This is a genomic window from Curtobacterium sp. ME-Dv--P-122a (assembly GCF_030209645.1).
In the GTDB taxonomy this organism is placed as follows: Bacteria; Actinomycetota; Actinomycetes; order Actinomycetales; family Microbacteriaceae; genus Curtobacterium; species Curtobacterium flaccumfaciens.
Genome location: NZ_JARVRO010000007.1, coordinates 72099 through 95889, shown reverse-complemented (window position 1 = coordinate 95889; position 23791 = coordinate 72099). Strand labels below are relative to the sequence as shown.

The window sequence follows — 23791 nt, the reverse complement described above, 5'->3', positions numbered from 1 at the left end:
GCGGTCAGGCCGCGTCGGTTGCGGTGCCGGCCTGGATCGCGGTGATCGCGACGGTGTTCACGATGTCGCCCACCAGGGCGCCCCGCGACAGGTCGTTGATCGGCTTGCGCAGGCCCTGCAGGACCGGGCCGATCGCCACGGCGCCGGCCGAGCGCTGCACGGCCTTGTACGTGTTGTTGCCGGTGTTGAGGTCCGGGAAGATGAACACCGTCGCCCGACCGGCGACCGGGGAGTCCGGCATCTTGGTCGACGCGACCGTGGGGTCGGCCGCGGCGTCGTACTGGATCGGGCCCTCGACGAGCAGGTCGGGTCGGCGTTCCCGCACGAACGCGGTGCCGGCGCGCACCTTGTCGACGTCGGCGCCGGAGCCGCTGTCGCCGGTGGAGTAGCTGAGCATCGCGACGCGGGGGTCGATGCCGAACTGGGTGGCGGTCTCGGCGGACGAGATCGCGATGTCGGCGAGCTGCTCGCTCGTCGGGTCCGGGATCACCGCGCAGTCGCCGTAGACGAGCACGCGGTCGGCGAGCGCCATCAGGAACACGCTCGACACGATCGAGGTGTCCGGACGGGTCTTGATGATCTCGAACGACGGCCGGATGGTGTGCGCCGTGGTGTGCTTCGCGCCGGAGACCATGCCGTCGGCGAGCCCGAGCTGCACCATCATCGTGCCGAAGTACGAGACGTCGGTGACGGTGTCGCGGGCGAGCTCGATCGACATCCCCTTGTGGGCGCGGAGCCGGGTGTACTCCTCGGCGAAGCGCTCACGCAGCTCGGGGTCGAACGGCGAGACGAGCTGCGCGGCCTCGAGGTCGAGGCCGAGCTCGGTCGCCCGCGTCCGGATCGCTGCGGGGTCGCCGAGGATCGTCAGCTCGCAGACCTGGCGCTGCAGCAGGGTGGAGGCGGCACGGAGGATGCGGTCGTCCTCGCCCTCGGGCAGGACGATGCGCTTGCCGTAGCTGCGCGCCCGGTCGAGCAGGCCGTGCTCGAACATGAGCGGGGTGACGACCCCGGACGGAGCGAGCTGCAGGCGGTCGCGCAGGGCCTCGGCGTCGACGTGCTGCTCGAACAGGGCGAGCGCGAGGTCGGCCTTTCGGGGCGAGTCGGCGGCCAGGCGGCCACGGGTCTGGGTGATCCGGAGGGCGGTGTCGTACGTGCCGAGGTCGTTCTGCGCGATCGGCAGCGAGCTCGACAGGCCCTCGAGCAGCCGGGACACCTGCGGGGCGATCTCGAACCCGCCGTTCAGGATGACGCCGGCCAGGCTCGGGAACGTCTCGGACTGGTTGGCGAGCAGCGTGGCGATGAGGACGTCGCTCCGGTCACCCGGGACGACGACGATGCCGCCCTCGATCAGCCGGGGCAGCACGTTCTCCATGCTCATGCCCGCGACGACGGTGCCGAGGGCCTCGCGGTCGAGCAGGGCGTCGTCGCCGCGGACCAGGGTGGCGCCGGTGGCCTGCAGCAGGGCGCGGACGGTCGGGGCGACGAGCACGCGGTCCTCGGGGATCGCCCACACCGGGACGTCCGGGTGGTCGTCGTGCACCGCCTGCTCGACGCTCGTCACGATGGCGGCGAGGGCGTCCGGGTCCGCACGGTTCACTACGACGCCGAACAGCTGCGCGTGTGCCGCCCGCAGCTCGCTGGTCGTGACGTCCGCCACCTGCGCCATGCCCTCGGGAGTACGGGCCGCACGTTCGGCGGCGTCGCGGCCACCCAGCACGAGGAGCACCGGAGCGCCGAGGTTCGCGGCGACCTTCGCGTTGAAGGACAGCTCGGTGGGGCTGCCCACGTCGGTGTAGTCGGACCCGAGCACCACGACGGCGTCGCACTGCCGCTCGACCTGGGCGAACCGGGTGACGATGGTGCCGAGGGCCGCCTCGGGATCGGCGTGCACGTCGTCGTAGGTGACCCCGACCGCGTCGTCGTACGAGATGCCGACGGCCGTGTGCTGCAGCAGCAGCTCGAGCACGTAGTCGGGTTCGACGACCGAGCGGGCGACGGGCCGGAACACGCCGACGCGGCCGACGGACCGGGCGAGGGTCTCGAGGACACCGAGGGCGACGGTGCTCTTGCCCGTGTGCCCTTCTGCTGACGTGATGTAGATGCGGGTCGACACGACGCCCAGGGTAGTCGCCGGACATGTCACGACATCTGGGAGCACCGGCGCCGACGACACGCGGTCGTGAGCACCGCGCAGAACCTGTACCATTGGGTGTCGCCGTCGCGAGACGGTGTCAGGAGAATTCGCCTAGTGGCCTATGGCGCACGCTTGGAAAGCGTGTTGGGTGCAAGCCCTCGGGGGTTCGAATCCCCCATTCTCCGCAGCGAGCAACACAGAACCACCCACGAAGGACCCGCACCGATCGGTGTGGGTCCTTCGTCGTCGTGCTCATGAAGGCGCAGTGGTCCCCCACCCTGCGGACGAGCGCGTGCCCTGTTCCCCCTCGGTTGGCCGGGAAACGCCGACCAGGGGTGGAACGGGCTGTCCCCGGTACCCGCCGGTCGCCTATGCTGGCCGAGCGAACGGCTCCGGGACGAGCCGACCGCGGTGCATCGAGCGGCAGGGGCGTCGCTCGGAGGGCGTGCTGATCAGCGTGCCCGGAACACCCGAGGGGACGAGGAGACGCGCCATGGGGGACACCACCGTGCCCGCAGTGCCCGTGCGGCCCGCCGTCTTCGACACGGTCCTCCGTCCGCGCCGGTCCCTCGTCCGTTCCACCGCGCTGAGCATCGCCTTCTCGGCCGTGCCGCTCGCCGTCGCCCTGGTCTGGGTCTCGTTCCCGTTCCGCACGTGGGCCGTGTTCGCCGGCATCGTCGTCGCGATGGCCGCGGCCGTCGGCATCGTGTTCGTGCGACTGCACACCGCGTTCATCGGGATCGACGACGACGGTCTGACGATCCGCGGGGTCCTCACGGCGCACCGGCGGATCCCCCGCGATCGCGTCCACAGCCTGGTGCTCGCCACGACCTTCGGCTCGTCGGTGGACCGGACCGTCCGGGAACTCGTCGCCTTCGACCGGACCGGCACCCACCTCTTCCGGCTCCGTGCCGACGTGTGGGGCGACGACGGGCTCGACCGGGTCGTCGACGCGCTCGGCGTGCAGGTCGTCGAGGATGCTCGACCGGTCTCCGCCCGCACCTTCGCGAAGCGCTACCCGACGAGCCGCGCCTGGTACGAGCAGCGGTCGGCGTTCCTGCTCGTCGGCGGCCTCGTCGTGCTGGTCGTCGGCGGGCTGCTCGCCGTCGAGTTCGCCGGCCTCGACGCGCGCTGACCCACCGGCTGGCCGGTCAGCGGCCACCGCACGGCACCGGTCAGCGCCGACGCCGCAGCGTCGAGAAGATCCCGCGCACCACTTCCTTCGCGATGGTCCCGCCCAACCCGGAGCCGAGCAGGTCCGACAGCGGGTCCCCCGCGGATCGCCGCGTGCCGGACCGCTGTGTCCCGCCCGACCGACCGGAGCCGCCGGACCGACCGGAGCCGCCGGATCGACCGGAACGCCGCGCCTCCGACGCTCGCTCGGCCCGCTCGAACTCCCGCTGCTGCCGCTCGTACTCCTGCTGGGCGTCCGCCGACGCGTCCGCCGCGGCAGCAGCGGCCTCGTCGGCTGCAGCGGCAGCGTCGGCCGCAGCGGCCGCCGCCTCCATCCGTCGCGCGAGCACCTCGCGGGCCGAGTCTGGATCGACGCGGGTGCCGTAGGTCGCCAGGAGCGGTGAGGCCTGCACCCGCGCGGCCATCTCGTCAGCCGGCATCGGGTCCATCGACCCCTGGGGTGCGCGCAGGCGGGTCCACGCGACGGGGGTCGGCGCGCCCCGCTCGTTCATCACCGTGACGATTGCCTCGCCGGTCGCGAGCGACGTGAGCACCTCGCCCAGGTCGTAGTCGCTCGTCGGGTAGGTCGACACCGTCGCTCGGAGCGCCTTCGCGTCGTCCGGGGTGTGGGCGCGGAGCTGGTGCTGGATGCGCGACCCGAGCTGCGCCAGCACGTCGTTCGGCACGTCCTTCGGGGTCTGCGTCACGAAGAAGACCCCGACGCCCTTCGACCGGATGAGCCGCACGGTCCGCACGATCTGCTCGGTGAAGTCCTTCGACGCCCCGGTGAACAACAGGTGCGCCTCGTCCAGGAAGAACAGGAGCTTCGGCTTCTCCTGGTCGCCGACCTCCGGCAGCTCGTTGAACAGGTCCGCCAGCAACCACATCAGGAACGTCGAGAAGACCTCCGGCCGGTCCTGCACACCGGGCACCTCGAGCAGACTGACGATCCCGCGCCCGTCCGCCGCCGTCCGCAGGAACACCTGCGTGTCGATCTCGGGCTCGCCGAAGAACTGGTCGGCACCCTGGTCGGCGAAGGTGACGAGCTCCCGCAGGATCACCCCGGCGGTCTGCTTCGACAGGCCCCCGAGCTCGGCGAGCTCGCCCTTGCCATGCTCGCTCACCAGGAACGTCAGCACGCTCCGCAGGTCGTCGAGGTCCACCAGCGCGAGACCCTGCTGCGTGGCGTAGTGGAACACCAGACCGAGCGAGGACTCCTGTGTGTCGTTCAGGCCGAGCACCTTCGACAGCAGCAACGGCCCGAACCCGGAGACGGTGGCACGGATCGGCACGCCGGTGCCCTGCCCGCCCAGCGAGAACAGCTCGGCCTGGCTCGCGACACCCTGCCACTGCTGACCGATGCCCGCGGTGCGGTCGAGCAGCTTGTCGTTCGCCTGCCCCGCGACGGCCAGACCCGACAGGTCGCCCTTGATGTCGGCGGCGAACACCGGCACCCCGTTCGCCGCGATCTGCTCGGCGAGCACCTGCAGCGTGCGGGTCTTGCCGGTGCCGGTCGCCCCGGCCACCAGTCCGTGCCGGTTCAGCATCGCGAGCGGGATCCGGACCTGCACGTCGGGCACCGCTGCGCCGTTGACGAGGGCACCGAGTTCGATCGCGCCGCCGTCGACGGCGTAGCCGTCGCGGATCGCCGCGACCGCGTCCGGTCCGAGTGGGCCGGCTTCGGCACGGACGGGAGGCACGGTGCCGGTCGCCGCCGTCGCCCCCGGATCCGGGGCGGTCGCCTCGACCGCCGCGGCAGGGGTGGTGGGAGCCGGTGCGGCTGCAGGGGCGGGCTCCGCGTCGGGCGCGAGTCGCGCCTCCAGGCCGGTGGGTGGCGGGGACCCGACGACCGCGGGTTCCGCGTCCGCGGTGAGGACCGCCTGCTCCTCAGCCGCCAGTGCGGCGGCGAGCTCCTCGGCTCGCCGCGCCGCTTCGTCGGCGAGCCGACGTGCCTCGTCCGCAGCCTGCCTCGCTGCCTCGGCAGCCGCCCGTGCCCGCTCCGTCGCGTCGCTCATGGGCACAGCCTAGGGACCGGAGCCCGCGGCGGCCCGGGTCGTCAGTGCGTCAGCGCGGGGACCGTCCGCGGGCGGACCACGAACCAGAGCATCAGGATCGCGACGGCGGCGGTCGACGCCATCACCATCGCCATCGGGGTGGCCGTCGTGATGCCGAGCCAGCCGACCACCGGCGAGATGAGCCCGGCGACGCCGAAGTTCAGGGCGCCGAGCACCGAGGCGGCGGTCCCGGCCTCTTTCCCGTGGGCGGCGAGACCGATGACCTGCACGAGCGGGAACGAGAACCCGCACGCGGCGATGAAGAACCACAGCGGGACGAGCACGCCGACCAGACCGGCCCCGAGCTGGTCGAGGACGATGATCGCGATCGACGCCAGCAGCAGGGTCGCGGTCGAGCACGCCAGGATCCACTGCGGACCGACCCGCTGGGCGAGCCGCGACGAGATCTGCACGCCGAGGACGACCCCGACGGAGTTGACGGCGAAGAGCAGCCCGTACTGCTGCGCGTCGAGCCCGTAGACCTGCTGGAACAGGAACGGTGACGCGCTGAGGTACGAGAACAGTCCGCTGAACACCATGGCGCCGATGAGTGCGACACCGACGAAGATCCGGTCGGAGAACAGCGCCTTGTAGCGCTGGCCGATGGTGGAGTGCCCGGCCTCGTGCCGGCGGGCCGGGGGCAGGGTCTCGACGATGAGCAGGATCGAGGCGATGACCACCGCCAGGCCGTAGCAGGCGAGGAAGACGAAGATGCCGCGCCAGCTGGTGAACTGCAGCATCTGCGAACCGATGAGCGGCGCGAGGATCGGTGCGAGGCCGTTCACCATCGCCAGGCGGGACAACATGCGCACCAGCGGCTTGCCGCCGAACAGGTCACGCACCGTCGCCATCGCGACCACACCACCGGCTGCGGCGCCCATGCCCTGCAGCACGCGGAACACCGCGAGCAGCTCGATGTCCGGCGCGGTCGCGGCACCGATCGACGCGGCGATGTGCACCGTCGTCGCGATGATCAGCGGCAGTCGGCGGCCCACCTTGTCACTCCACGGGCCGACCAGGAGCTGCCCGATGGCGAAGCCGAGCGTCGTCGCGGTGAGCGTCAGCTGGACCGCGCCGTCGGTGACGCTGAACTGGTCCTTGATCGCCGGGAACGCCGGCAGGTACAGGTCGATCGTGAACGGCCCGAGCGCCGTGAGGGCGCCCAGGACGAAGACGTAGACGAGTCGCTGCCCGCGGGAGAGCGAGTCTCCCGGGTGCAGGACGACCCGGAGCGAACCGGTGGTGGCGGGCGCGGTCACGAGACAGGAGTCCTTCGACGATGAGGGGGCGGGGGGTGATCGCGGGTCGATCGAATCGATTCGTCCGCGGAACCATCCTACGGTCGCCGGTGCGTGCTCGGCGCCGCCGGTGCGGGCCGCCCGCGTGAAGCGGCTGGTGCTGCCCCTCGGCCCGGCGCGGACCATGCGGTAGCGTCGGGTTGCTCGGGGGCCTTCCGGGTGAAGCGGATCAGAAGGGGGTGGGCGTCATGGTGGATGCCCGGATCCTGCACACCACTGCAGCGCTGCGCGAGGCGATCCTGCGACTCGCCGCGGATCGACCGGTCTCGGAGATCACCGTCGCCGACGTCACGCGTGCCGCCGGCATCAACCGGGCCACGTTCTACTCGCATGCCGTCTCCCCCGGGTCGCTGCTCGCCGACGTCCTGACGCCGGAGCTCGACCGCATCCGGCAGGACGACGCCGACGAGCGCCGGGCCGCCGCCGAGCGGGGCGCCGGAGCCGACGAGCTCGTGGCCATCACCCGGCGCGGCATCAACGCCGTCGTCGAGCACGTGACGACGCACCGCGACATCTACGGCAAGGCGCTGCCGGACCCGAACGACGCTTCGCTGCACCGACTGCTCGTCGAGCACTTCACGGTGTCGAGCGCCCTGCACATCCGCGAGCTCGACCCCGCCCACCGGCCCGACCTGCTCGACGACGTCGCCGCGGGATTCGTGGCGCAGGGCTTCGTCGGGGCGATCGAGGCCTGGCTCGCCGGGCCCCGTCGGTCGCGGAAGGCGCTGGTCGAGACGATCACGCTGTCGTTCCCGGCGTGGTGGAGCTGAGCGGACCGTTCCTACTCGGCGTCCGTCGTGTCGCCGTCCGTCGGGTCGGTCTCCGGCTTCTCGCCACGCTGCAGGGACTGCACGACGTCGACCGCCGTCGCCGCGGTGTCGGCGTCGTCGCCCTCCGACGGCACGCGGTAGTCGGCGGACACCCCGTCGCCACCGGTGCCGGTCGCGGGCAGCGGATCACCGAGGGACACCACGACGACCCCGGCGTCGTGGGCGGTCTGGATCACGCCGGTCAGTGCGGACGGCCGGGCGGCGTGCACGAGCAGGGCCTTGGCGCCCTTCCGCACGAGCTGGGCGACCGCGGTCCGCTGGGACGCCGCTGCCCCCGACGCCGGAGCGACCCGGACGTCCGGCCGGAACCCGGCGTCGGTCAGGTCGGTTCGGAGCCGGTCGGCGAGGGCCGCGTCGTCGTGCACCAGGACGACACCGATCACGGCCTGCTGGTCGAAACCCCCGTCGGAGCTCGTCAGGTCGGTGCTCTGCACGGGTGTGGGGGCAGCCGACGTCGTGCCCTGGCACCCGGCCAGGGTCAGGGCCGCCGCCAGGGCGACGGTCACGGCGACGATGCGCAGCACGGTGGTCTCCTCTTCGGTCCGGTCTGCCACGCTACCCGGCGGTCGGGCCGTGCGACGACGGAGTCCGCGACGGGACTGTTCCGCCCGGGCCTGCCGGGGCTGTCGTCACCGGCGCGGGCACGGGGCCGAGCCGTCGGACGGCCGCGATCGCCAGCGCGGCGAACCCGATCATCGCCGCGAACACCAGGGGGAACGACACCGTGCCGTCGGCGCCACCGGTCGCGGTGAAGAGCAGGCCGGTCACCGCGAGACCGATCACGCTGCCCGCGGCATCAGCGATCGTCAGGGCCGAGCTCGCGAACCCGTCGTCGCCCTCGCCGGAGAACCGCAGCGTCAGCATCGAGGCGCGCGGGTAGATCGCGCCCATGCCCGCACCGCCGACGAACCAGCCGGCGACCAGCACCCACCACGACAGGTCGAACGTCGCGACCGCGAGCGCGGTCACCAGGCTGACGAGCACCAGCGTGAGGCCCACCCCGAAGGTGCGCCGCGCAGTGAGCCGCCGCTCCCCCAGACGGCCGTGTGCCCAGCTCGACGCGGCCCAGCTGAGTGCCGCCACCGTCAGGGCGAGCCCCGCGGCCGACGGCGACAACCCGTGTTCGGCCTGCAGCAGGAACGGCACGTACGCCTCGCTCCCGAAGAACGACGCGGCGACGAGCCCGCGCAGCAGCACGACCGACGGCAGCCCGGCCGCAGCACGGAACGTCCCGGTGGGCAGCAGCGGCCGCAGGGCGAACCAAGTGCCCACCAGCCCGATGACGACGGCCGCGACCATGCCCCACGGGGTCAGGTCGGGCGCGACGTTGAGCAGCAGGATCGACACGGCCGCCGCCACCGACCACCCGATCCGGACCCGCTGCCACGGCGGGCGGAGCGACGCGGCCGGGGCGTGCAACCGGCCGAGGGTCGGCACGAGCAGGACGAACGCGGCCAGCGCGATCACCAGGGCCCCGGCGAACACCCAGTGCCAGTTCCAGGTGTCGGTGACGATGCCGGCCAGCGCGGGACCGATCAGCGCGGGGACGACCCAGGCCGCGGCGAACCCGGCGAACACCGGTCCGTGCAGCTCGGCGGGGAAGATCCGGGCGACCAGCACGTACAGCACCACGTCGATCGCCCCGGCGCCGAACCCCTCGATGAGCCGCCCCGCCAGGAACACCTCCATGGTCGGCGCGAGCATCACCACGGCGGTCCCCACGGCGAAGAACACCGCCGACACCCAGGCAACGATCCGTCCGCCCGCACGGTCGGCCCAGTTGCCGGCGAGCACCATGCCGGGCACCCCGGCGGCGAGCGGGGCGGCGAAGGCGAGGGCGTACAGGGTCTCGCCGTCCAGGTCGCGGCTGATCACCGGCATGATCGTCGTCATCGCGAGGTTCTGGAACGCCGCGACGCCGACGATCGCGACCATGCCGATGGTCGCGAGGGCGTACGGCCCGCTCAGCAGGCTGGTCCGCGACGCCGTTGTGCTCACCCGATCATCGTAGGGGCGAGGGGTGACGCTCTGGCAGCGTCACCGGGCCACGCGTCAGCGCGTCAGTGCCTGCTCCAGGTCCGCCACCAGGTCGCCGGCGTCCTCGATGCCCACCGACAGGCGGACCACGTTCTCCGGCACGGCCAGCTCGGTGCCCTTCACCGACGCGTGGGTCATCTCGCTCGGGTACCCGATGAGCGACTCCACACCGCCGAGCGACTCGGCCAGGGCGAACAGCTCCGTCGACTCCGCGAACCGCTTCGCCGCCTCGGCGCCGCCGGACAGCGCGACCGAGAGCATCCCACCGAAGCCGCGCATCTGGCGTGCGGCGACGTCGTGCCCCGGGTGGTCGGGCAGGCCCGGGTAGTAGACGCGCTCGACGCCGGGCGCGACGACGAGCGCCTCGGCGACGGCCTGCGCGTTCCGCGAGTGCCGCTCCATGCGCACCGCGAGCGTCTTGATGCCACGGGTGGTCAGGTAGGCGTCGAACGGCGACGAGATCGCGCCCGCGCCGAACTGCAGGAACTGCACCTTCGCCGCGAGCTCCTCGTCCGCCAGCACGACGGCTCCGCCGACGACGTCGGAGTGTCCGCCGAGGTACTTCGTGGTCGAGTACACGACGACGTCGGCGCCGAGCGACAGCGGCTGCTGCAGGTACGGCGACGCGAACGTGTTGTCGACGACCACCAGGGCGCCCGACTCGTGCCCGAGGGTCGCGAGCGCGGCGATGTCGGCGATCTTCATGAGCGGGTTCGTCGGCGTCTCGACCCACAGCACGGTGGTGGCCGGTGCGCCCTGCAGGGCTGCGCGGACCTGGTCGAGGTCGCTCATGTCCACGACGACGAGCTCGACGCCCCACGGCACGTGCAACCGGCTGACCAGGCGGTGGGTGCCGCCGTACACGTCGTTGCCCAACACGACGCGGCCACCGGGGACGAGCGCGGCGCGGAGCAGGGCGTCCTCGGCGGCGAGCCCGGACGCGAACGACGACGCCGCGACGCCGCCGTCGAGGTCGGCCAGGAGCACCTGCAGCGAGTCACGCGTCGGGTTGCCGGCGCGCGAGTACTCGTAGCCGTTGCGCATGCCGCCGACGCCGTCCTGCACGTACGTCGACGTCAGGTGGATCGGCGGGATGACGGCGCCGGTGGTCTCGTCGGGCTCCTGGCCGGCGTGGACGGCCCGGGTGCTGAACTCGGTCATGCTCGGTGGTTCCTTACTCGGAGAGGTAGGTGAGGAGGTCGTGCCGGGTCAGCACGGTGACGGGCTTGCCGTCCGCGACGACGAGGAGCGCGTCGGCCGGCTCGAGCGCACGACGCGCCGCGGAGACCGACTCGCCGACGCCGATGAGCGGCAGCGGGTCGCCGACGAAGCCGGTGAGCGCGTCCGACATCTTCGCGGTGCCGGTGAAGACCTGCTCGAGCAGCGCCTTCTCCTCGACGGCGCCGACGACCTCGCCGATGACGACGGGCGGCTCCGCGCTGAGCACGGGCATCTGCGAGACGCCGTACTTGGTCATGATGTCGACGACGTCGCGCACGGTGTCCGCCGGGTGCGCGTGCACGAGGTCGGGCAGGCGGCCGTCCTTGCCGGCGATGAGCGAGCCGACGGTGCGCTCGTCGTCGGTCTCGGCGAAGCCGTAGGAGCGCATCCACCGGTCGTTGAAGATCTTGCCGAGGTAGCCGCGGCCGCCGTCCGGCAGCAGCACGACGACGACGTCGTCCTCGGTCAGGTCACGGGCCGCGCGGAGCGCCGCGACGACGGCCATGCCGCTCGAGCCGCCGACGAGCAGTCCCTCTTCGCGCGCCAGGCGCCGGGTCATCGCGAAGGAGTCGGCGTCCGACACGGCGATGATCTCGTCCGGCACGCCGGCGTCGTACGCGCTCGGCCAGAAGTCCTCGCCGACGCCCTCGACCAGGTACGGGCGACCGGTGCCGCCGGAGTACACGGAGCCCTCGGGGTCGGCCCCGACGATGCGGACGCCGCCGTCGGATGCCTCCTTCAGGTACCGTCCGGTGCCCGAGATCGTGCCGCCGGTGCCGACGCCCGCGACGAAGTGGGTGATCTGTCCCTCGGTGTCGCGCCAGATCTCCGGACCGGTGGTCTCGTAGTGGCTGCGGGGACCGTTCGGGTTCGCGTACTGGTTCGGCTTGTAGGCGCCGGGGATCTCCTGCACGAGCCGGTCCGACACCGAGTAGTAGGATTCGGGGTGCTCCGGCGCGACCGCGGTCGGGGTGACGACGATCTCGGCGCCGTACGCCGTCAGCACGTTGCGCTTGTCCTCGCCGACCTTGTCGGGCAGCACGAAGACGCACCGGTAGCCCCGCTGCTGTGCGACCAGGGCCAGACCGACGCCGGTGTTGCCGGAGGTCGGTTCGACGATGGTGCCGCCGGGGCGCAGGTCACCGGAGGCCTCGGCCGCGTCGATGATCCGGGTGGCGATGCGGTCCTTGGACGACCCACCGGGGTTCAGGTACTCGACCTTCACCAGGATGGTCGCCCGCACCCCCTCGGTCACCCGGTTGAGCTTGACGAGCGGGGTGTCGCCGACGAGGTCGACGACGGAGTTCGCGTAACGCACGGCGTCGAGTCTAGGACGCGGTCCCCGCGTCCCGCTGGGATGTGTCGTGCGCGGACAACGCACCGTGATCCCGCGGCGGGCGACGTGCCCTGGTCGCGCTGCGCGCCGGACGGGAGGCCCGTGCGGACGCCGCCACGGGCCTCCTGTCCGGCGCCCGGTCGCGACCACGACCGTCAGGGGCGGACGACGTCCGCCGACGTGTTCTGCTGCCGGTGCAGCTGGGCGTACGTGCCGTCGAGGGCGAGGAGTTCGTCGTGCGTGCCCTGCTCCACGATCTGCCCGTGGTCGAGGACGAAGATGACGTCGGCGTCGCGGATCGTCGACAGCCGGTGCGCGATCGAGATGGTGGTCCGGCCGGCCGCCGCCGTGTCGAGCGCCGTCTGCACGACGTGTTCCGAGATGGAGTCGAGTGCGCTGGTGGCCTCGTCGAGGACGAGCACCGGCGGGTCCTTCAGCATGACCCGGGCGATGGCGATGCGCTGCTTCTCGCCACCGGACAGGCGGTAGCCGCGCTCCCCCACGACGGTGTCGTAGCCGTCCGGGAACGACGCGATCGTGTCGTGGATGTTCGCAGCACGGGCCGCACGCTCGAGCTCGTCGTCGGTGGCGTCGGGCTTGGCGTACCGCAGGTTCTCGCCGATGGTGGCGTGGAACAGGTAGGTCTCCTGGCTGACGATGCCGACGTGCCGCATCAGGTCCTCGTGCACCAGGTCGCGGACGTCCTGCCCGGCGAACCGCACCGATCCCTCGGTCGCCTCGTACAGCCGGGGCACCAGGTAGGACACCGTCGTCTTGCCCGCGCCGGAGGGGCCGACGAAGGCCGCGAACTGCCCGGGGCGGAGCTCGAACGACACCCCGCGCAGGGTCGGCTTGTCCGCTTCGCCGTCGGGGTAGGTGAAGACGACGTCCTCGAAGGCGACGTGGCCGACCTTCGACTCGTCCACGGGCCGGGCGGTCGGTGAATCCGTGATGGCCGGCTTGAGGTCGAAGTACTCGAAGATGCGGGCGAAGAGCGCACCGGAGGTCTGCAGGTCGAGGACCACGCGCAGCAGCCCGACCGTCGGGAACAGCAGCCGGGACTGCACCGTCGTGAACGCGACGATCGTGCCGGCCGTGATCGGGACGTCGCCGATGATCAGGTACGCGGCGACGACGTAGATGATCGCCGGGATGATCGACAGGAAGATCTGCACGATCGCGAAGAACCACTGCCCGGACATCTGCTGGCGGACCTGCAGGGTGATCTGGTTGCGGTTCTCGTCGCCGTAGCGGCGGGTCTCGCTGGCCTGCTGGTTGAAGCTCTTCGCGAGCAGGATGCCCGAGACGCTCAGCGCCTCTTGCGTGATGGCCGTCATGTCGGACAGCGACTCCTGCGTCTGGGCGGCGATGCGGGCCCGGACCTGGCCGACGCGGCGCTGCGCGATCACGAGGAGCGGCAGCAGGACCACGGCGACCAGCGTCATCTGCCAGCTCAGCAGGAGCATCGCGACCACGGCGGCGATCACGGTCACGGTGTTGCCGAGCACCGACGAGATCGTGTTGTTCAGCACGCTCGCCACGCCACCGACGTCGTTCTGCAGGCGCGACTGGATGACGCCGGTCTTGGTGCGGGTGAAGAACGCGAGCTCCATCCGCTGCAGGTGCGCGAACAGGCGCATCCGCATCGCACCCATGACCTTGTTGCCGACCGTCGCGGTCAGGTACGTCTGCCAGACGCCGACCCCGGCGCTCGCGATCCAGAGCAGGACCATCGCGGACACGAGCTCGACCAGCACCGGGACGTCGGGGCGACCCGACGGCGGGAACAGCCCACGGTCGAACGCCTGTTGGGTGAGCAGTGGCGGCACGACCGAGATGGCCGCGCCGACCAGCACGAGGACCACCGTGAGCATGATCGCCCGACGGTGCGGCTCGAACAGCGCGGCGATGCGCCGGACCAGGTGCGGGATCCTCGGCGCCTCGGCGTTGGCGGCCTTCTGCGCGCGGAAGTCGCCGCTCGAGATGCGCCCACCCCCGCGCGGGCCGCCGCCTCGCCCGCCGTGTCCCATGCTCATGGAGCCACCGTAGCCCCGCGCTCGGACATCGACCGCTCTCTCCACAGCACCGCAGTATTTGACCCCGTTCAGGGGGCGTGCGAGCATGTGCCGTCCCCGTCCCCGCACCACCGAGGTCCCATGTCGTCCGCGCCGTCACGTCCCACGTCCCTGGGGGCGCAGCTCGCCCGCCGCAAGCCGATCGAGCAGCTGCAGGCCGAAGCCTCCCGAGGTGTCAACGGTGAACCCCTCCGCCGATCGCTCGGGGTCTGGCAGCTGACGATGATCAGCGTCGGGGCCACGCTCGGCACCGGCATCCTGGTCGTCCTCGGCACCGCGGTCCCGCTCGCCGGTCCCGCCGTCTGGATCTCGTTCGTCGTCGCGGGGATCGCCGCGCTGCTGTCCGCGCTGTCGTACGCCGAGATGGCGGGCGCCGTCCCGACCTCGGGGTCCAGCTACTCGTACACCTACGCCACGATGGGCGAGGGCATCGCCTGGATCTGCGGCTGGTGCCTCGTGCTCGAGTACGCCGTCTCGGTGGCCGCGGTCGCCGTGGGTGCCAGCGAGTACGTCGACGAGACCCTCCGCGTGTTCGGACTGCACCTGCCCACCGCGCTCTCCGCTCCCCCGGTCGACGGCGGCGTGGTCAACCTGCCCGCGGCGGTCCTGGTCCTGCTCGCCACCGCCGTGCTGCTGCCCGGTGCCCGCGAGAGCGCCTGGGTGAACACGGTCATGGTGATCGTGAAGATCGCTCTGCTGGTCTTCTTCGTTGTCGTGGCGTTCACGGCGTTCCGGGCGCAGAACTTCGAACCGCTCGCCCCGATGGGCGCCGCCGGGGTCACCGCCGCCGCGTCACGGCTGTTCTTCTCGTACATCGGCTTCGACGCCGCTTCGACCGCCGGTGAAGAGGCGAAGAACCCCCGCCGCGACCTGCCCCGGGCGATCATCGGCTCGATCGCGCTCATCACCGCGCTGTACATCCTCGTCGCGATCGCTGCCATCGGTGCCCGCTCGTGGACCGCGTTCTCGTCGTCCGAGGCGTCGCTCGTCCGCATCGTCGTCGACGTCACGGGGCAGCCGCTCGTCGCCCTCGTGTTCTCGATCGGCGCGGTCGTCGCCATCGCCAGCGTCGTGCTCACCGTCCTGTACGGCCAGACACGCATCCTGCTCACGATGTCCCGCGACGGCCTGGTACCGAAGGTCTTCGGGCGGGTCTCCCGCCGAACCGGCACCCCGATCGCGAACACGCTCATCATCGGCATCGCCGTGACGATCGTCGCCGCGCTCGTGCCCCTCGGGGAGCTCGCCGACGCCACGAGCATCGGCACCCTCGTCGCCTTCGCCCTGGTGAACGTGTCCGTCATCGTGCTCCGCCGTTCGCAGCCCGACCTGGAGCGCTCGTACCGGGTGCCGCTGTTCCCCGTCGTGCCGATCCTCGGCACCCTGAGCTGCGTGCTGCTCGCGGTGTTCCTCGGCGCCACCACCTGGATCGCCTTCGGCATCTGGATGGTCGCCGGCGCCCTGCTCTACCTGGCCTACGGACGCCGCCACAGCACCCTGCGCTGACGCGCCCGCGCCGCGCCGCGACCTCGCTCACTCACTCCCACCAAAGCGACAGATGCCCGCGGAACGTTCGCGGCACTCTGTCGCTCTGCCGCTCTGCCGGGAGGCGTGACTCCGTTCCCACGAGAAGTGTCGCTCTGGCAGCACCAAGATGCCAGGACGTCATCGGCACGGCACACCGTGCTGACGAAACAGGGCCCGGAGGCGCTCCGGCACGACGAGGTGCTCCCAGTACACGCGAACGAACCCGTTGACCTCGCCGCGAGCACGGACCCGGTCCTCGCGCTGCTTCTCACTCCAGACGGCGTCGGCGCCGCTCCTCCCTCGCAGCATCTCGCGGTCCTCGTACTTCTGCCGCCCGTCGAACTCGATCACGATCCCCTGCCTCGGCAACCAGAAGTCGACCCGGTCAACGCCGCCGCCCACGCCGACGAACTCGTGCTGCGGTTTAATGTCCGGGCACCCGAGCTCGGCCGCACGCGCTGCGAAGTAGGACTCGCCCACCGACTCGTGGCGAACATCGCAGATCTCCAACGCGTGCTCGAGGCGGACCGCTCCCCATGGACCGACAGTCAGCGCCAGGTGCTCGAGGTCTTCGTGCCGGACTCCGTTGCGGAGCGCGTGGTCCAACCCCACGACCGCTGCAGCCAGGGATCCCCGACGAGCGAGCTCGATCGTCGTCTGCGCGAGGGCGGTGTACTCGACACCGTGGAAACGGTGCCCCGACACGAGCGAGGACCCGGCGTGCATCGTCAGCCCGGCACGACGGAGGTCGTGCTCCAGCGGGGGCACGTTCGCATGGACGCGCTCCGGCCACGGGTCGAGACGAGGTGCCCCGAGGATCGCAGCCGCTGAGTCGAGCGACCACACAGCGCCTCCGCGGAGCAGCGGGAGAGCGGCCCGCATGCGGACGAGGTGTAGGCTCCGGCCCTCGAGCGCGTCCCACGCCGAGCGGTCGACGTAGACGCCATGGCGCACGCGGACGAGTTCACCGGCCAGCTTGCGGCGCTGCAGCTGTCGTGCGTCCGCGCGGTCGAGTCTGTTCGTCCGGAACAGTTCGATGGCGTTGGCGGGGTGCATGGCAGCACTCTGTCGCCCAGCGCAACCGATGTCGGCAACGTTCGCCGATCTGTGGAGAATCCACGCGCCTCCAGGCGGTCGTACAACAACGCCAAAGCGACGGTTCTCCGGAAGTGGGCACCGTCAGAGGCGCCGAAGCGACAAGAAGCCGTGATCTTTCCGGGCCCATCTGTCGCTTTGGCGAAAGCGACAAGACCACCCCAGCACACGACGAAGGCCGCCGCCCCGAGGGGCAGCGGCCTTCGTGACCGAACGGTCGAGACTACGCGAGCTCGATCGTGGCGCCAGCGGCCTCGAGGGTCGCCTTCGCCTTGTCGGCGGTCTCCTTGTTCGCACCCTCGAGGATCTTGGCGTCGGCGGTCTCGACGAGCGCCTTGGCCTCACCGAGGCCGAGCGACGTCAGGCCACGGACCTCCTTGATGACCTGGATCTTCTTGTCACCAGCGGACTTGAGGATGACGTCGAACTCGGTCTTCTCCTCAGCGGCCTCGGCCGGAGCAGCTGCGCCGGCGGGGGCGGCAGCGGCGACCGGGGCGGCCGCGGTGACCTCGAAGACCTCTTCGAACTTCTTCACGAAGTCCGAGAGCTCGATGAGCGTGAGCTCCTTGAAGGCCTCGATGAGCTCGTCCTGCGAAAGCTTCGCCATGATTTTCTCCTACTACTAGCTAGTACGTGTGGTTGATGAACGCGAGCCTGATCAGGCCGCGGACTCCTGCTTCTCGCGAAGGGCGTCCACGGTGCGGACGGCCTGCGAGAGGGGTGCCTGGAACAGGTACGCAGCACCGAACAGCGAGGCCTTGAGTGCGCCGGCGAGCTTGCCGAGCAGCACTTCACGGGACTCGAGGTCGGCGAGCTTGTCCACCTCGGTCGCGGTGAGCGGGTTACCGTCGAAGTAACCACCCTTCACCACGAGCTCGGGGTTCGCCTTGGCGAATGCACGCAGCGACTTCGCGACGGCGACGGTGTCACCGTGGACGAAGGCGAGAGCGGACGGACCGGCGAGCTCGTCGTCGAACGACGAGATGCCGGCGTTGTTCGCCGCGATCTTGGTCAGCGTGTTCTTCACCACGGCGTACGTGGCGTGCTCACGGATCGAGTTGCGGAGCTCCTTGAGCTGCGCGACCGTGAGACCGCGGTACTCGGTGAGCAGAACGGCGTTCGAGCTACGGAAGGACTCCGTGAGCTCGGCGACCGCAGCTTCCTTGTTCGCCATGGTTCTCCTTGGGGGTCTTGCCGGCAGCCCCAGGTCCACGAACGAAAAAAGCTCCGGCGCAGAGGCTCGGAGCTGCTCTCACCAGATGGTGGGAGTGGTTCGGAACACCTGCGCGGGATGCCTCACGAGTGAGGACCTTCGGTCACGATGTTCGCAAACACGTTGCGAGCAGCACGACATCCGGCGGTCTTTGGCTTCGAGAACTGTACCAGACGCCGTGGGCGTCACCAAACAGCGGTCGGGAGGCGCGGGGCGGGCCCGCACCGCGCCTCCCGACCGTCAGTGGGTCCGGTCCACCGCAGCGGGTGTCGCCGACCAGTCCGCGGACCCGGCAGGGTCAGCCGACGACGACGCGACAGCCACGGCCCCGGCCCCGGCCCCGGCGGCAGCCGCAGCAGGGTCGCGGGGCAGGTGCACCGTGAACACGGTGTCCCCCGGCTCGCTCGTGACCTCGACCCGGCCGCCGTGCGCCTGCACGACCGCGTCCACGATGGCGAGCCCCAGGCCGGTCGACCCGACCGTGCGGGACCGCGAACTGTCCGCCCGGGCGAAGCGCTCGAACAGCTTCGGCAGGAACTCCGGGTCGATCCCCTGACCGGTGTCGCGCACGGTCAGGTCCACGCCGCCGTCGACCGGGGCGAGGCCCACCGTGATGCGGGTGCCCTCTGGAGTGTGGGTCCTGGCGTTCGTGACGAGGTTCACGATGACCTGGTGCAGGCGTGCGGCGTCGCCCGTGATGGTCACCGGCTCCGGCGGGACGTCGACCTCGATGGGGTGTTCGGGCGAGGCGGCGTGTGCGTCGTTCACCGCGTCGAGCACCAGTCCGGTCAGGTCGACCTCGGCGAACTGGATCTCGCGGCCTTCGTCGAGCCGGGCGAGGAGCAGCAGGTCCTCCACCATCGAGGTCATGCGGATGGACTCGGACTCGATGCGGCTCATCGCGTAGACGACGTCCTTCGGCAGGTCGCCGCCCATGCGCCGGGTGAGCTCGGCGTACCCGCGCACCGAGGCGAGCGGGGTCCGGAGCTCGTGCGAGGCGTCGGCGACGAACTGCCGCACCTTCTGCTCCGAGCGCTCCCGGGCCTGCATCGCACTGCCGATGTGCCCCAGCATGCGGTTGAACGCGCTGCCGACCCGGCCGACCTCGGTGCGGGGGTCGGTGTCGGGCACACGGACACCGTCGAGAGCGTCGCTGCGGTCGAGCGGCATGCGTGCCACGGTCGACGCGGTCTCGGCGACGCGCTCGAGCGGCCGGAGCGACTGCCGGACCACGAACGCGGCGACGACCGAACCGGCGACCAGTGCGGTCGCCACGACGGAGAGGACGACCCCGAAGAGCTTCCAGACGCTGTCGTAGACGGGGGCCATCGGGAGTCCCACGACCAGGACGGCCGGGCCGACGTTGACGGCGGCGAGGCGGTACCGCCCGACGTCCGAGCCGAGGTCGATCGTCTCCGGGTCGGCGTCCACACGGACGGACCCCAGTGCCTCGGCGCTCGTCTGCGGGACCCCGCTCGGGCGGCCGTAGTCGTCGAGCACGTTCGCGATGACGACCTGCCCGTCGACGAAGTACGCCGTCAGGGTGCCGGCGGCCTGCCCGGACGGCCGGGACAGGTCGATGCTCGGCTGCCCCGACTGGTTCTGCTGCAGGTACCGCTGCGCCCGGTGGGTGGCGCTCGTGATCTGCTTGTCGATCGCGCTGGTCTGGATCGAGAAGAGCGCGATGATGCTGGCCGCCCCGATCACCGCGCTGACGGCGACGACGAGGGCGACGATGCTCAGGACGAGCCGGCGCCGCAGGGTCACGAGGTCGGCTTGATGACGTACCCGACGCCGCGCACCGTGTGGATCATCGGGGTCTCACCGGCGTCGATCTTCTTGCGCAGGTAGGAGATGTAGATCTCGACGACCGACGACTTGCCGCCGAAGTCGTACGACCACACGCGGTCCAGGATCTGCGCCTTCGAGAGCACGCGACGGGGGTTCCGCATCAGGAACCGGAGCAGCTCGAACTCGGTGGCGGTCAGTTCGATCGGGCGGCCGGCGCGGTGCACCTCGTACGACTCCTCGTCGAGCACCAGGTCGCCGACGACGATGCGGGAGTCGCCGGCCTCGGAGATCGAGATCTGCGAGCGGCGGATGAGCCCACGCAACCGCGCCACGACCTCCTCGAGGGAGAACGGCTTGGTGACGTAGTCGTCGCCGCCCGCGGTGAGCCCGGTCACGCGGTCCTCGACGGAGTCCTTCGCGGTGAGGAACAGCACCGGGGTGTCGTCGTTGTTCTGCCGCAGCCGGCTCAGCACCTGCAGCCCGTCGAGGTCCGGCATCATCACGTCGAGCACCATCGCGTCGGGCTTGAACTCCCGCGCGGTCGTCAGGGCGTCCTGCCCGCCGTTCGCGCTCTTGACGTCCCAGCCCTCGTAGCGGAGCGCCATGGACAACAGGTCGGTGAGGCTGGCTTCGTCGTCGACGACCAGGATGCGCAACGGGGTTCCGTCGGCACGCGTGAGGCGCGGGGCTGCTGCGGGCTGGGAGATGGTCACGTCTTCGAGTATCGAGAAGTTCCTATGAGTCGTCTGTGGCGCGGCCCAGTGCGTTCTGTGGATCGAGGACACGTCCACGTCTGCCGCTCCGTACGTTGGGAGCATGTTGCGATCTGCAGCCTGGCCCCCGTCGGCCCGGCACCTGGACACCGCGCGGATCGAACGGACGACCGGGAGGCCCGGCTCGCCACCGACGGACCGCCTGACGGTCGCGCGGGCGGTCGCCGCCACCACCCCACCCCTGTCCGCCGGCACGGCCGGCGGGTTCTTCGGCACGCTCGCCGCGGTCGCCGCGGCGGACGTCGCCACCGCCCGCACCGTCGAGCCGCACCTGGACGCGCTCGGGATCCTCGCGCAGGCCGGGGTCGACGCCCCGGACGGCTCGACCTGGGGCGTCTTCGCGGCCGAGGGGCCGGGCCTCCGACTCGACGCCGCACCACAGCACGACGGCACGGTCCTGCTGCGCGGCACGAAGCCGTGGTGCTCGCTCGCCTCGACGCTCTCGCACGCCCTGGTCACCGCGCACCTGGGCGACGAGCGGGTCCTCGTCGCCGTGGACCTGCGACAGCCCGGGGTCACCGCGCACGACGAGGCCTGGGCCGCACGCGGCATGCCGGACGTGCCGAGCGGTCCGGTCGACTTCGACGGCGTCCGGGCACGACCCGTCGGGGCGCCCGGCTGGTACCTGCGACGCCCGGGCTTCGCCTGGGGCGGCATCGGTGTCGCGGCCTGCTGGTGGGGCGGTGCAGTCGGGCTCGCCCGGGTGCTCCGTGACACCGCGTCGGCGCACCCGGAGTCCGAGCTGCTGCAGGCCGCCCTCGGCGCCACCGTGGCCGACCTCGCCGACGCCGAGGACGCCCTCGCCGACGCCGCCGCCCGGATCGACGACTCCGACCCGGCCTCCGACGACACCGACTGGCGGCTGCTCGCCCAGACCGTCCGGTCGCGGGTACGCCGTTCGGTCGACGCCGTGCGCGAGCGGGTGGTCGCCACGATCGGCCCGGCTCCGCTGACCGCCGACCCCACCGTCGCCGCGCGGGTCGCCGACCTCGAGCTCTACGTCCTGCAGGACCACGGCGCGCGGGACCTCGCCCGCATCGGCCGGATGGTGCTCGAGCGGGGCGGCGTCGCGTGGTGAGCTTCGACCACCGCGAGCCGGGCACCGACCCGGCGGCGTGGACGGGGTTCCTCGACGGCCTCGACGCACCGGCGATCGACCTGTCCGGCACCGGGTCGGTGGTGGTCGTCGCGCCCCACCCCGACGACGAGACCCTCGGCGCCGGTGGGCTGATCGGGGCCGCTGCAGCGGCCGGCGTCCCCGTGCACGTGCTGCTCCTCACCCGCGGCGAGCGCTCCCACCCGGACTCCCCCACGACGACCCCGGAGGCACTCGCCACCGCCCGTGACGCGGAGTTCGCGGCGGCCCTGCGCACCCTGCACCCCGACGTGACGTCGACCTCGGTGGGGATCCCGGACGGCGCGACCCGTGAACACCGAGACCGTGTCGTCGAGAGCCTGGACACCGTGCTCGCCGATGCCGCCCGCCCCGTGCTGCTCGTCGCGCCGTGGCGTGGGGACGGGCACCGCGACCACCGCATCGCCGGCGAGGTCGCCCAGGCCGCCGCGGCGAGCGCTCCCAACGTCGAGCTGCTCGCGTACCCGATCTGGGCCTGGCACTGGGACGACCCGGACCACTCCGTCGCCCCGTGGGCCGACGTCCGGGCGCTGTCGCTGCCCGACGACCTGGTCGCCCGGAAGCGTTCCGCCCTCGACGCCTACCCGTCGCAGACCCGGCCCCTGTCGGACGCACCGGGAGACGAGGCGATCGTCGACGACCGGCACGCCGCCCACCACCTGCGGACGACGGAGTGGTTCTTCGCGCCGGGGTCCGCCGCGTCGCGGTCGCGCGAGTCGTTCGACGCCCACTACGACCGGAAGCCCGAGGGGTGGGACTTCGACGGGTCCTGGTACGAGCAGCGCAAGCGTGCCGTGACGCTGGCGGCGCTCCCCCGCCCGCGCTACCGGTCGGCGCTCGAGCTCGGCTGCGCGACCGGGGTCCTGACCGCTGCCCTCGCCGAACGCGCGGACGACGTCCTCGGCACCGACATCTCGGCGGCGCCACTGGAGCGTGCCGCCCGCCGCGCCCCGACCGCTCGGTTCGTGCAGGCTGCCCTGCCGGCGGAGTGGCCGGACGGGCGCTGGGACCTGGTGGTGATGTCCGAGGTCGGGTACTACCTGTCACCAGCCGACCTCGACGCGACGATCGACCGGGTGCTCGGGTCGCTCGACGACGACGGCGTGCTCGTGGCCTGCCACTGGCGGCACCCCGACGACGAGGCCGTGTCGAGCGGCGACGCGGTGGACGCACGGCTGACCGAACGGTGGCCGCGTCCCGCCCTGCTCCGACACGTGGAGGAGGACTTCGTCCTGAGCGTCCTGCCCGGCCCGGCGGTCACCTCGGTGGCCCGGGCCGAGGGGATCATCCGGTGACCCGACCGGAACCGCGTGCACGCATCGACGTCGTCGTCCCCGCGCACGACGAGGCGGACCGGATCGCCGCGTGCCTCGACGCGCTCCTGGTGGCCGTCGACCGGCTCGGCACGGAGCGACCCGGGGTCGACGCGGCCGTCACGGTGGTGCTCGACGGCTGCACGGACGGCACCGCTTCGGTGGTCGATCGGTACGCGGTCGACGTCCTGACCACGGACCGTGTCGGGGTCGGTCGGGCACGGACCATCGGGGCGACGCACGCGCTCCGTGTGCACGCCGGCGACCCGGCTGCCCGGTGGCTCGCCCACACCGACGCCGATTCACGCGTGCACGAGCGGTGGCTCGTCCAGCAGTCCGACGCCCTCGCCGCTGGTGCGCACGTACTCGTCGGCGCCGTCGTCCCCGACCCGGACGACCTGGCGCCCGCGGTGCTCGACCGCTGGACGCTGGCGCACCCGCCCGGTGCTGCCCTCGGCCACGTGCACGGCGCGAACCTCGGCGTGCTCGCCGCGGCGTACGTCAGCCTCGGCGGGTTCGACCCGGTGCCCGAGCACGAGGACGCGCGGCTGGTGGCCCGGGCGCGGGCGCTCGGCTTCCGGGTGGACGCCACCGTCGACCTGCCGGTGGTGACGAGCGGGCGCTTCGCCGGCCGGACCCCCGGCGGGTACGCGGAGCACCTGCGCCAGCGGTACGGCGACGTCGGCTGACCCGGCCTTAGTCGCCTCATAGGTGCGCGATGGGTCGGTCATCGACAGCGTGCCTAGCTTCTCCTCCGTCGGCCCCGCCGCGTGCTCTGCGCGGCCG

The 23791-nt window shown here is 71.8% G+C and carries 19 protein-coding genes and 1 tRNA gene; 7 read left to right on the top strand and 13 right to left on the bottom strand.

Annotation, left to right across the window (positions count from 1 at the left end):
* Positions 1 to 4: 4 nt before the first annotated feature.
* Positions 5 to 2113, bottom strand: coding sequence for a phosphate acetyltransferase (gene pta / locus QRN49_RS09170; protein WP_071405020.1), 2109 nt, complete (start codon positions 2111 to 2113; stop codon positions 5 to 7).
* Positions 2114 to 2234: 121 nt separating this feature from the next.
* On the opposite strand from pta, the gene QRN49_RS09165 reads away from it, so the two are divergent.
* Positions 2235 to 2319, top strand: a tRNA-Ser gene (locus tag QRN49_RS09165).
* 308 nt (positions 2320 to 2627) lie between these two features.
* Positions 2628 to 3269, top strand: coding sequence for a YdbT family protein (locus QRN49_RS09160; RefSeq protein ID WP_284755240.1), 642 nt, complete (start codon positions 2628 to 2630; stop codon positions 3267 to 3269).
* A gap of 40 nt (positions 3270 to 3309) precedes the next feature.
* Here the strand turns inward: QRN49_RS09160 and QRN49_RS09155 are convergent, their stop codons facing one another.
* Both QRN49_RS09155 and QRN49_RS09150 read right to left on the bottom strand, forming a co-directional pair.
* Complete coding sequence (locus tag QRN49_RS09155; RefSeq protein ID WP_284755238.1) at positions 3310 to 5322, bottom strand: helicase HerA-like domain-containing protein; 2013 nt, start codon at positions 5320 to 5322, stop codon at positions 3310 to 3312.
* A 41-nt stretch (positions 5323 to 5363) separates the two neighbouring features.
* A complete protein-coding gene (locus QRN49_RS09150) occupies positions 5364 to 6620 on the bottom strand; it encodes a multidrug effflux MFS transporter (protein WP_111031976.1) in 1257 nt (418 codons plus the stop codon).
* A gap of 227 nt (positions 6621 to 6847) precedes the next feature.
* On the opposite strand from QRN49_RS09150, the gene QRN49_RS09145 reads away from it, so the two are divergent.
* Complete coding sequence (locus tag QRN49_RS09145; protein ID WP_146246838.1) at positions 6848 to 7429, top strand: TetR/AcrR family transcriptional regulator; 582 nt, start codon at positions 6848 to 6850, stop codon at positions 7427 to 7429.
* 11 nt (positions 7430 to 7440) lie between these two features.
* Here QRN49_RS09145 and QRN49_RS09140 read toward each other — a convergent pair whose 3' ends face one another.
* The 5 genes from QRN49_RS09140 to QRN49_RS09120 form a co-directional block, all read right to left on the bottom strand.
* On the bottom strand, positions 7441 to 8043 hold the full coding sequence (locus tag QRN49_RS09140; protein ID WP_111022264.1) for a substrate-binding domain-containing protein: 603 nt from the start codon (positions 8041 to 8043) through the stop codon (positions 7441 to 7443).
* Between the two features lies 1 nt (position 8044).
* On the bottom strand, positions 8045 to 9487 hold the full coding sequence (locus QRN49_RS09135; RefSeq protein ID WP_284755232.1) for an MFS transporter: 1443 nt from the start codon (positions 9485 to 9487) through the stop codon (positions 8045 to 8047).
* 54 nt (positions 9488 to 9541) lie between these two features.
* A complete protein-coding gene (locus QRN49_RS09130) occupies positions 9542 to 10687 on the bottom strand; it encodes a cystathionine gamma-synthase (RefSeq protein WP_284755230.1) in 1146 nt (381 codons plus the stop codon).
* Positions 10688 to 10700: 13 nt separating this feature from the next.
* Complete coding sequence (locus tag QRN49_RS09125; RefSeq protein WP_284755229.1) at positions 10701 to 12065, bottom strand: cystathionine beta-synthase; 1365 nt, start codon at positions 12063 to 12065, stop codon at positions 10701 to 10703.
* Between the two features lie 173 nt (positions 12066 to 12238).
* Positions 12239 to 14113, bottom strand: coding sequence for an ABC transporter ATP-binding protein (locus QRN49_RS09120; RefSeq protein ID WP_209082612.1), 1875 nt, complete (start codon positions 14111 to 14113; stop codon positions 12239 to 12241).
* A gap of 126 nt (positions 14114 to 14239) precedes the next feature.
* Between QRN49_RS09120 and QRN49_RS09115 the strand changes: the two genes are divergently transcribed.
* Positions 14240 to 15664, top strand: coding sequence for an amino acid permease (locus QRN49_RS09115; RefSeq protein WP_259492710.1), 1425 nt, complete (start codon positions 14240 to 14242; stop codon positions 15662 to 15664).
* A gap of 159 nt (positions 15665 to 15823) precedes the next feature.
* Here QRN49_RS09115 and QRN49_RS09110 read toward each other — a convergent pair whose 3' ends face one another.
* The 5 genes from QRN49_RS09110 to QRN49_RS09090 form a co-directional block, all read right to left on the bottom strand.
* Complete coding sequence (locus QRN49_RS09110; RefSeq protein WP_284755226.1) at positions 15824 to 16741, bottom strand: hypothetical protein; 918 nt, start codon at positions 16739 to 16741, stop codon at positions 15824 to 15826.
* A 262-nt stretch (positions 16742 to 17003) separates the two neighbouring features.
* Entirely contained in the window at positions 17004 to 17387 is a 384-nt protein-coding gene (rplL, locus tag QRN49_RS09105) for a 50S ribosomal protein L7/L12 (protein ID WP_027466380.1), read from the bottom strand.
* Between the two features lie 51 nt (positions 17388 to 17438).
* On the bottom strand, positions 17439 to 17954 hold the full coding sequence (gene rplJ / locus QRN49_RS09100; RefSeq protein ID WP_017888663.1) for a 50S ribosomal protein L10: 516 nt from the start codon (positions 17952 to 17954) through the stop codon (positions 17439 to 17441).
* A 279-nt stretch (positions 17955 to 18233) separates the two neighbouring features.
* The gene (locus QRN49_RS09095; RefSeq protein ID WP_284755222.1) at positions 18234 to 19760 is read right to left on the bottom strand and encodes a sensor histidine kinase; all 1527 of its coding nucleotides are present in this window, start codon (positions 19758 to 19760) and stop codon (positions 18234 to 18236) included.
* On the bottom strand, positions 19757 to 20497 hold the full coding sequence (locus tag QRN49_RS09090; protein WP_017888661.1) for a response regulator transcription factor: 741 nt from the start codon (positions 20495 to 20497) through the stop codon (positions 19757 to 19759). Before QRN49_RS09090 ends, QRN49_RS09095 begins: the two co-directional genes overlap by 4 nt.
* Positions 20498 to 20600: 103 nt before the next feature.
* On the opposite strand from QRN49_RS09090, the gene QRN49_RS09085 reads away from it, so the two are divergent.
* Genes QRN49_RS09085 through QRN49_RS09075 form a run of 3 tightly spaced genes read left to right on the top strand, consistent with a single transcriptional unit; the run spans position 20601 to position 23694 of the window.
* A complete protein-coding gene (locus QRN49_RS09085; RefSeq protein ID WP_284755220.1) occupies positions 20601 to 21635 on the top strand; it encodes an acyl-CoA dehydrogenase family protein in 1035 nt (344 codons plus the stop codon).
* Positions 21632 to 22987: a PIG-L family deacetylase gene (locus QRN49_RS09080; protein ID WP_284755218.1), complete on the top strand. Its 1356-nt coding sequence runs from the start codon at positions 21632 to 21634 to the stop codon at positions 22985 to 22987. The genes QRN49_RS09085 and QRN49_RS09080 overlap by 4 nt, the downstream gene beginning before the upstream one ends.
* A complete protein-coding gene (locus QRN49_RS09075; protein ID WP_282819832.1) occupies positions 22984 to 23694 on the top strand; it encodes a glycosyltransferase family 2 protein in 711 nt (236 codons plus the stop codon). The genes QRN49_RS09080 and QRN49_RS09075 overlap by 4 nt, the downstream gene beginning before the upstream one ends.
* Positions 23695 to 23791 lie beyond the last annotated feature (97 nt).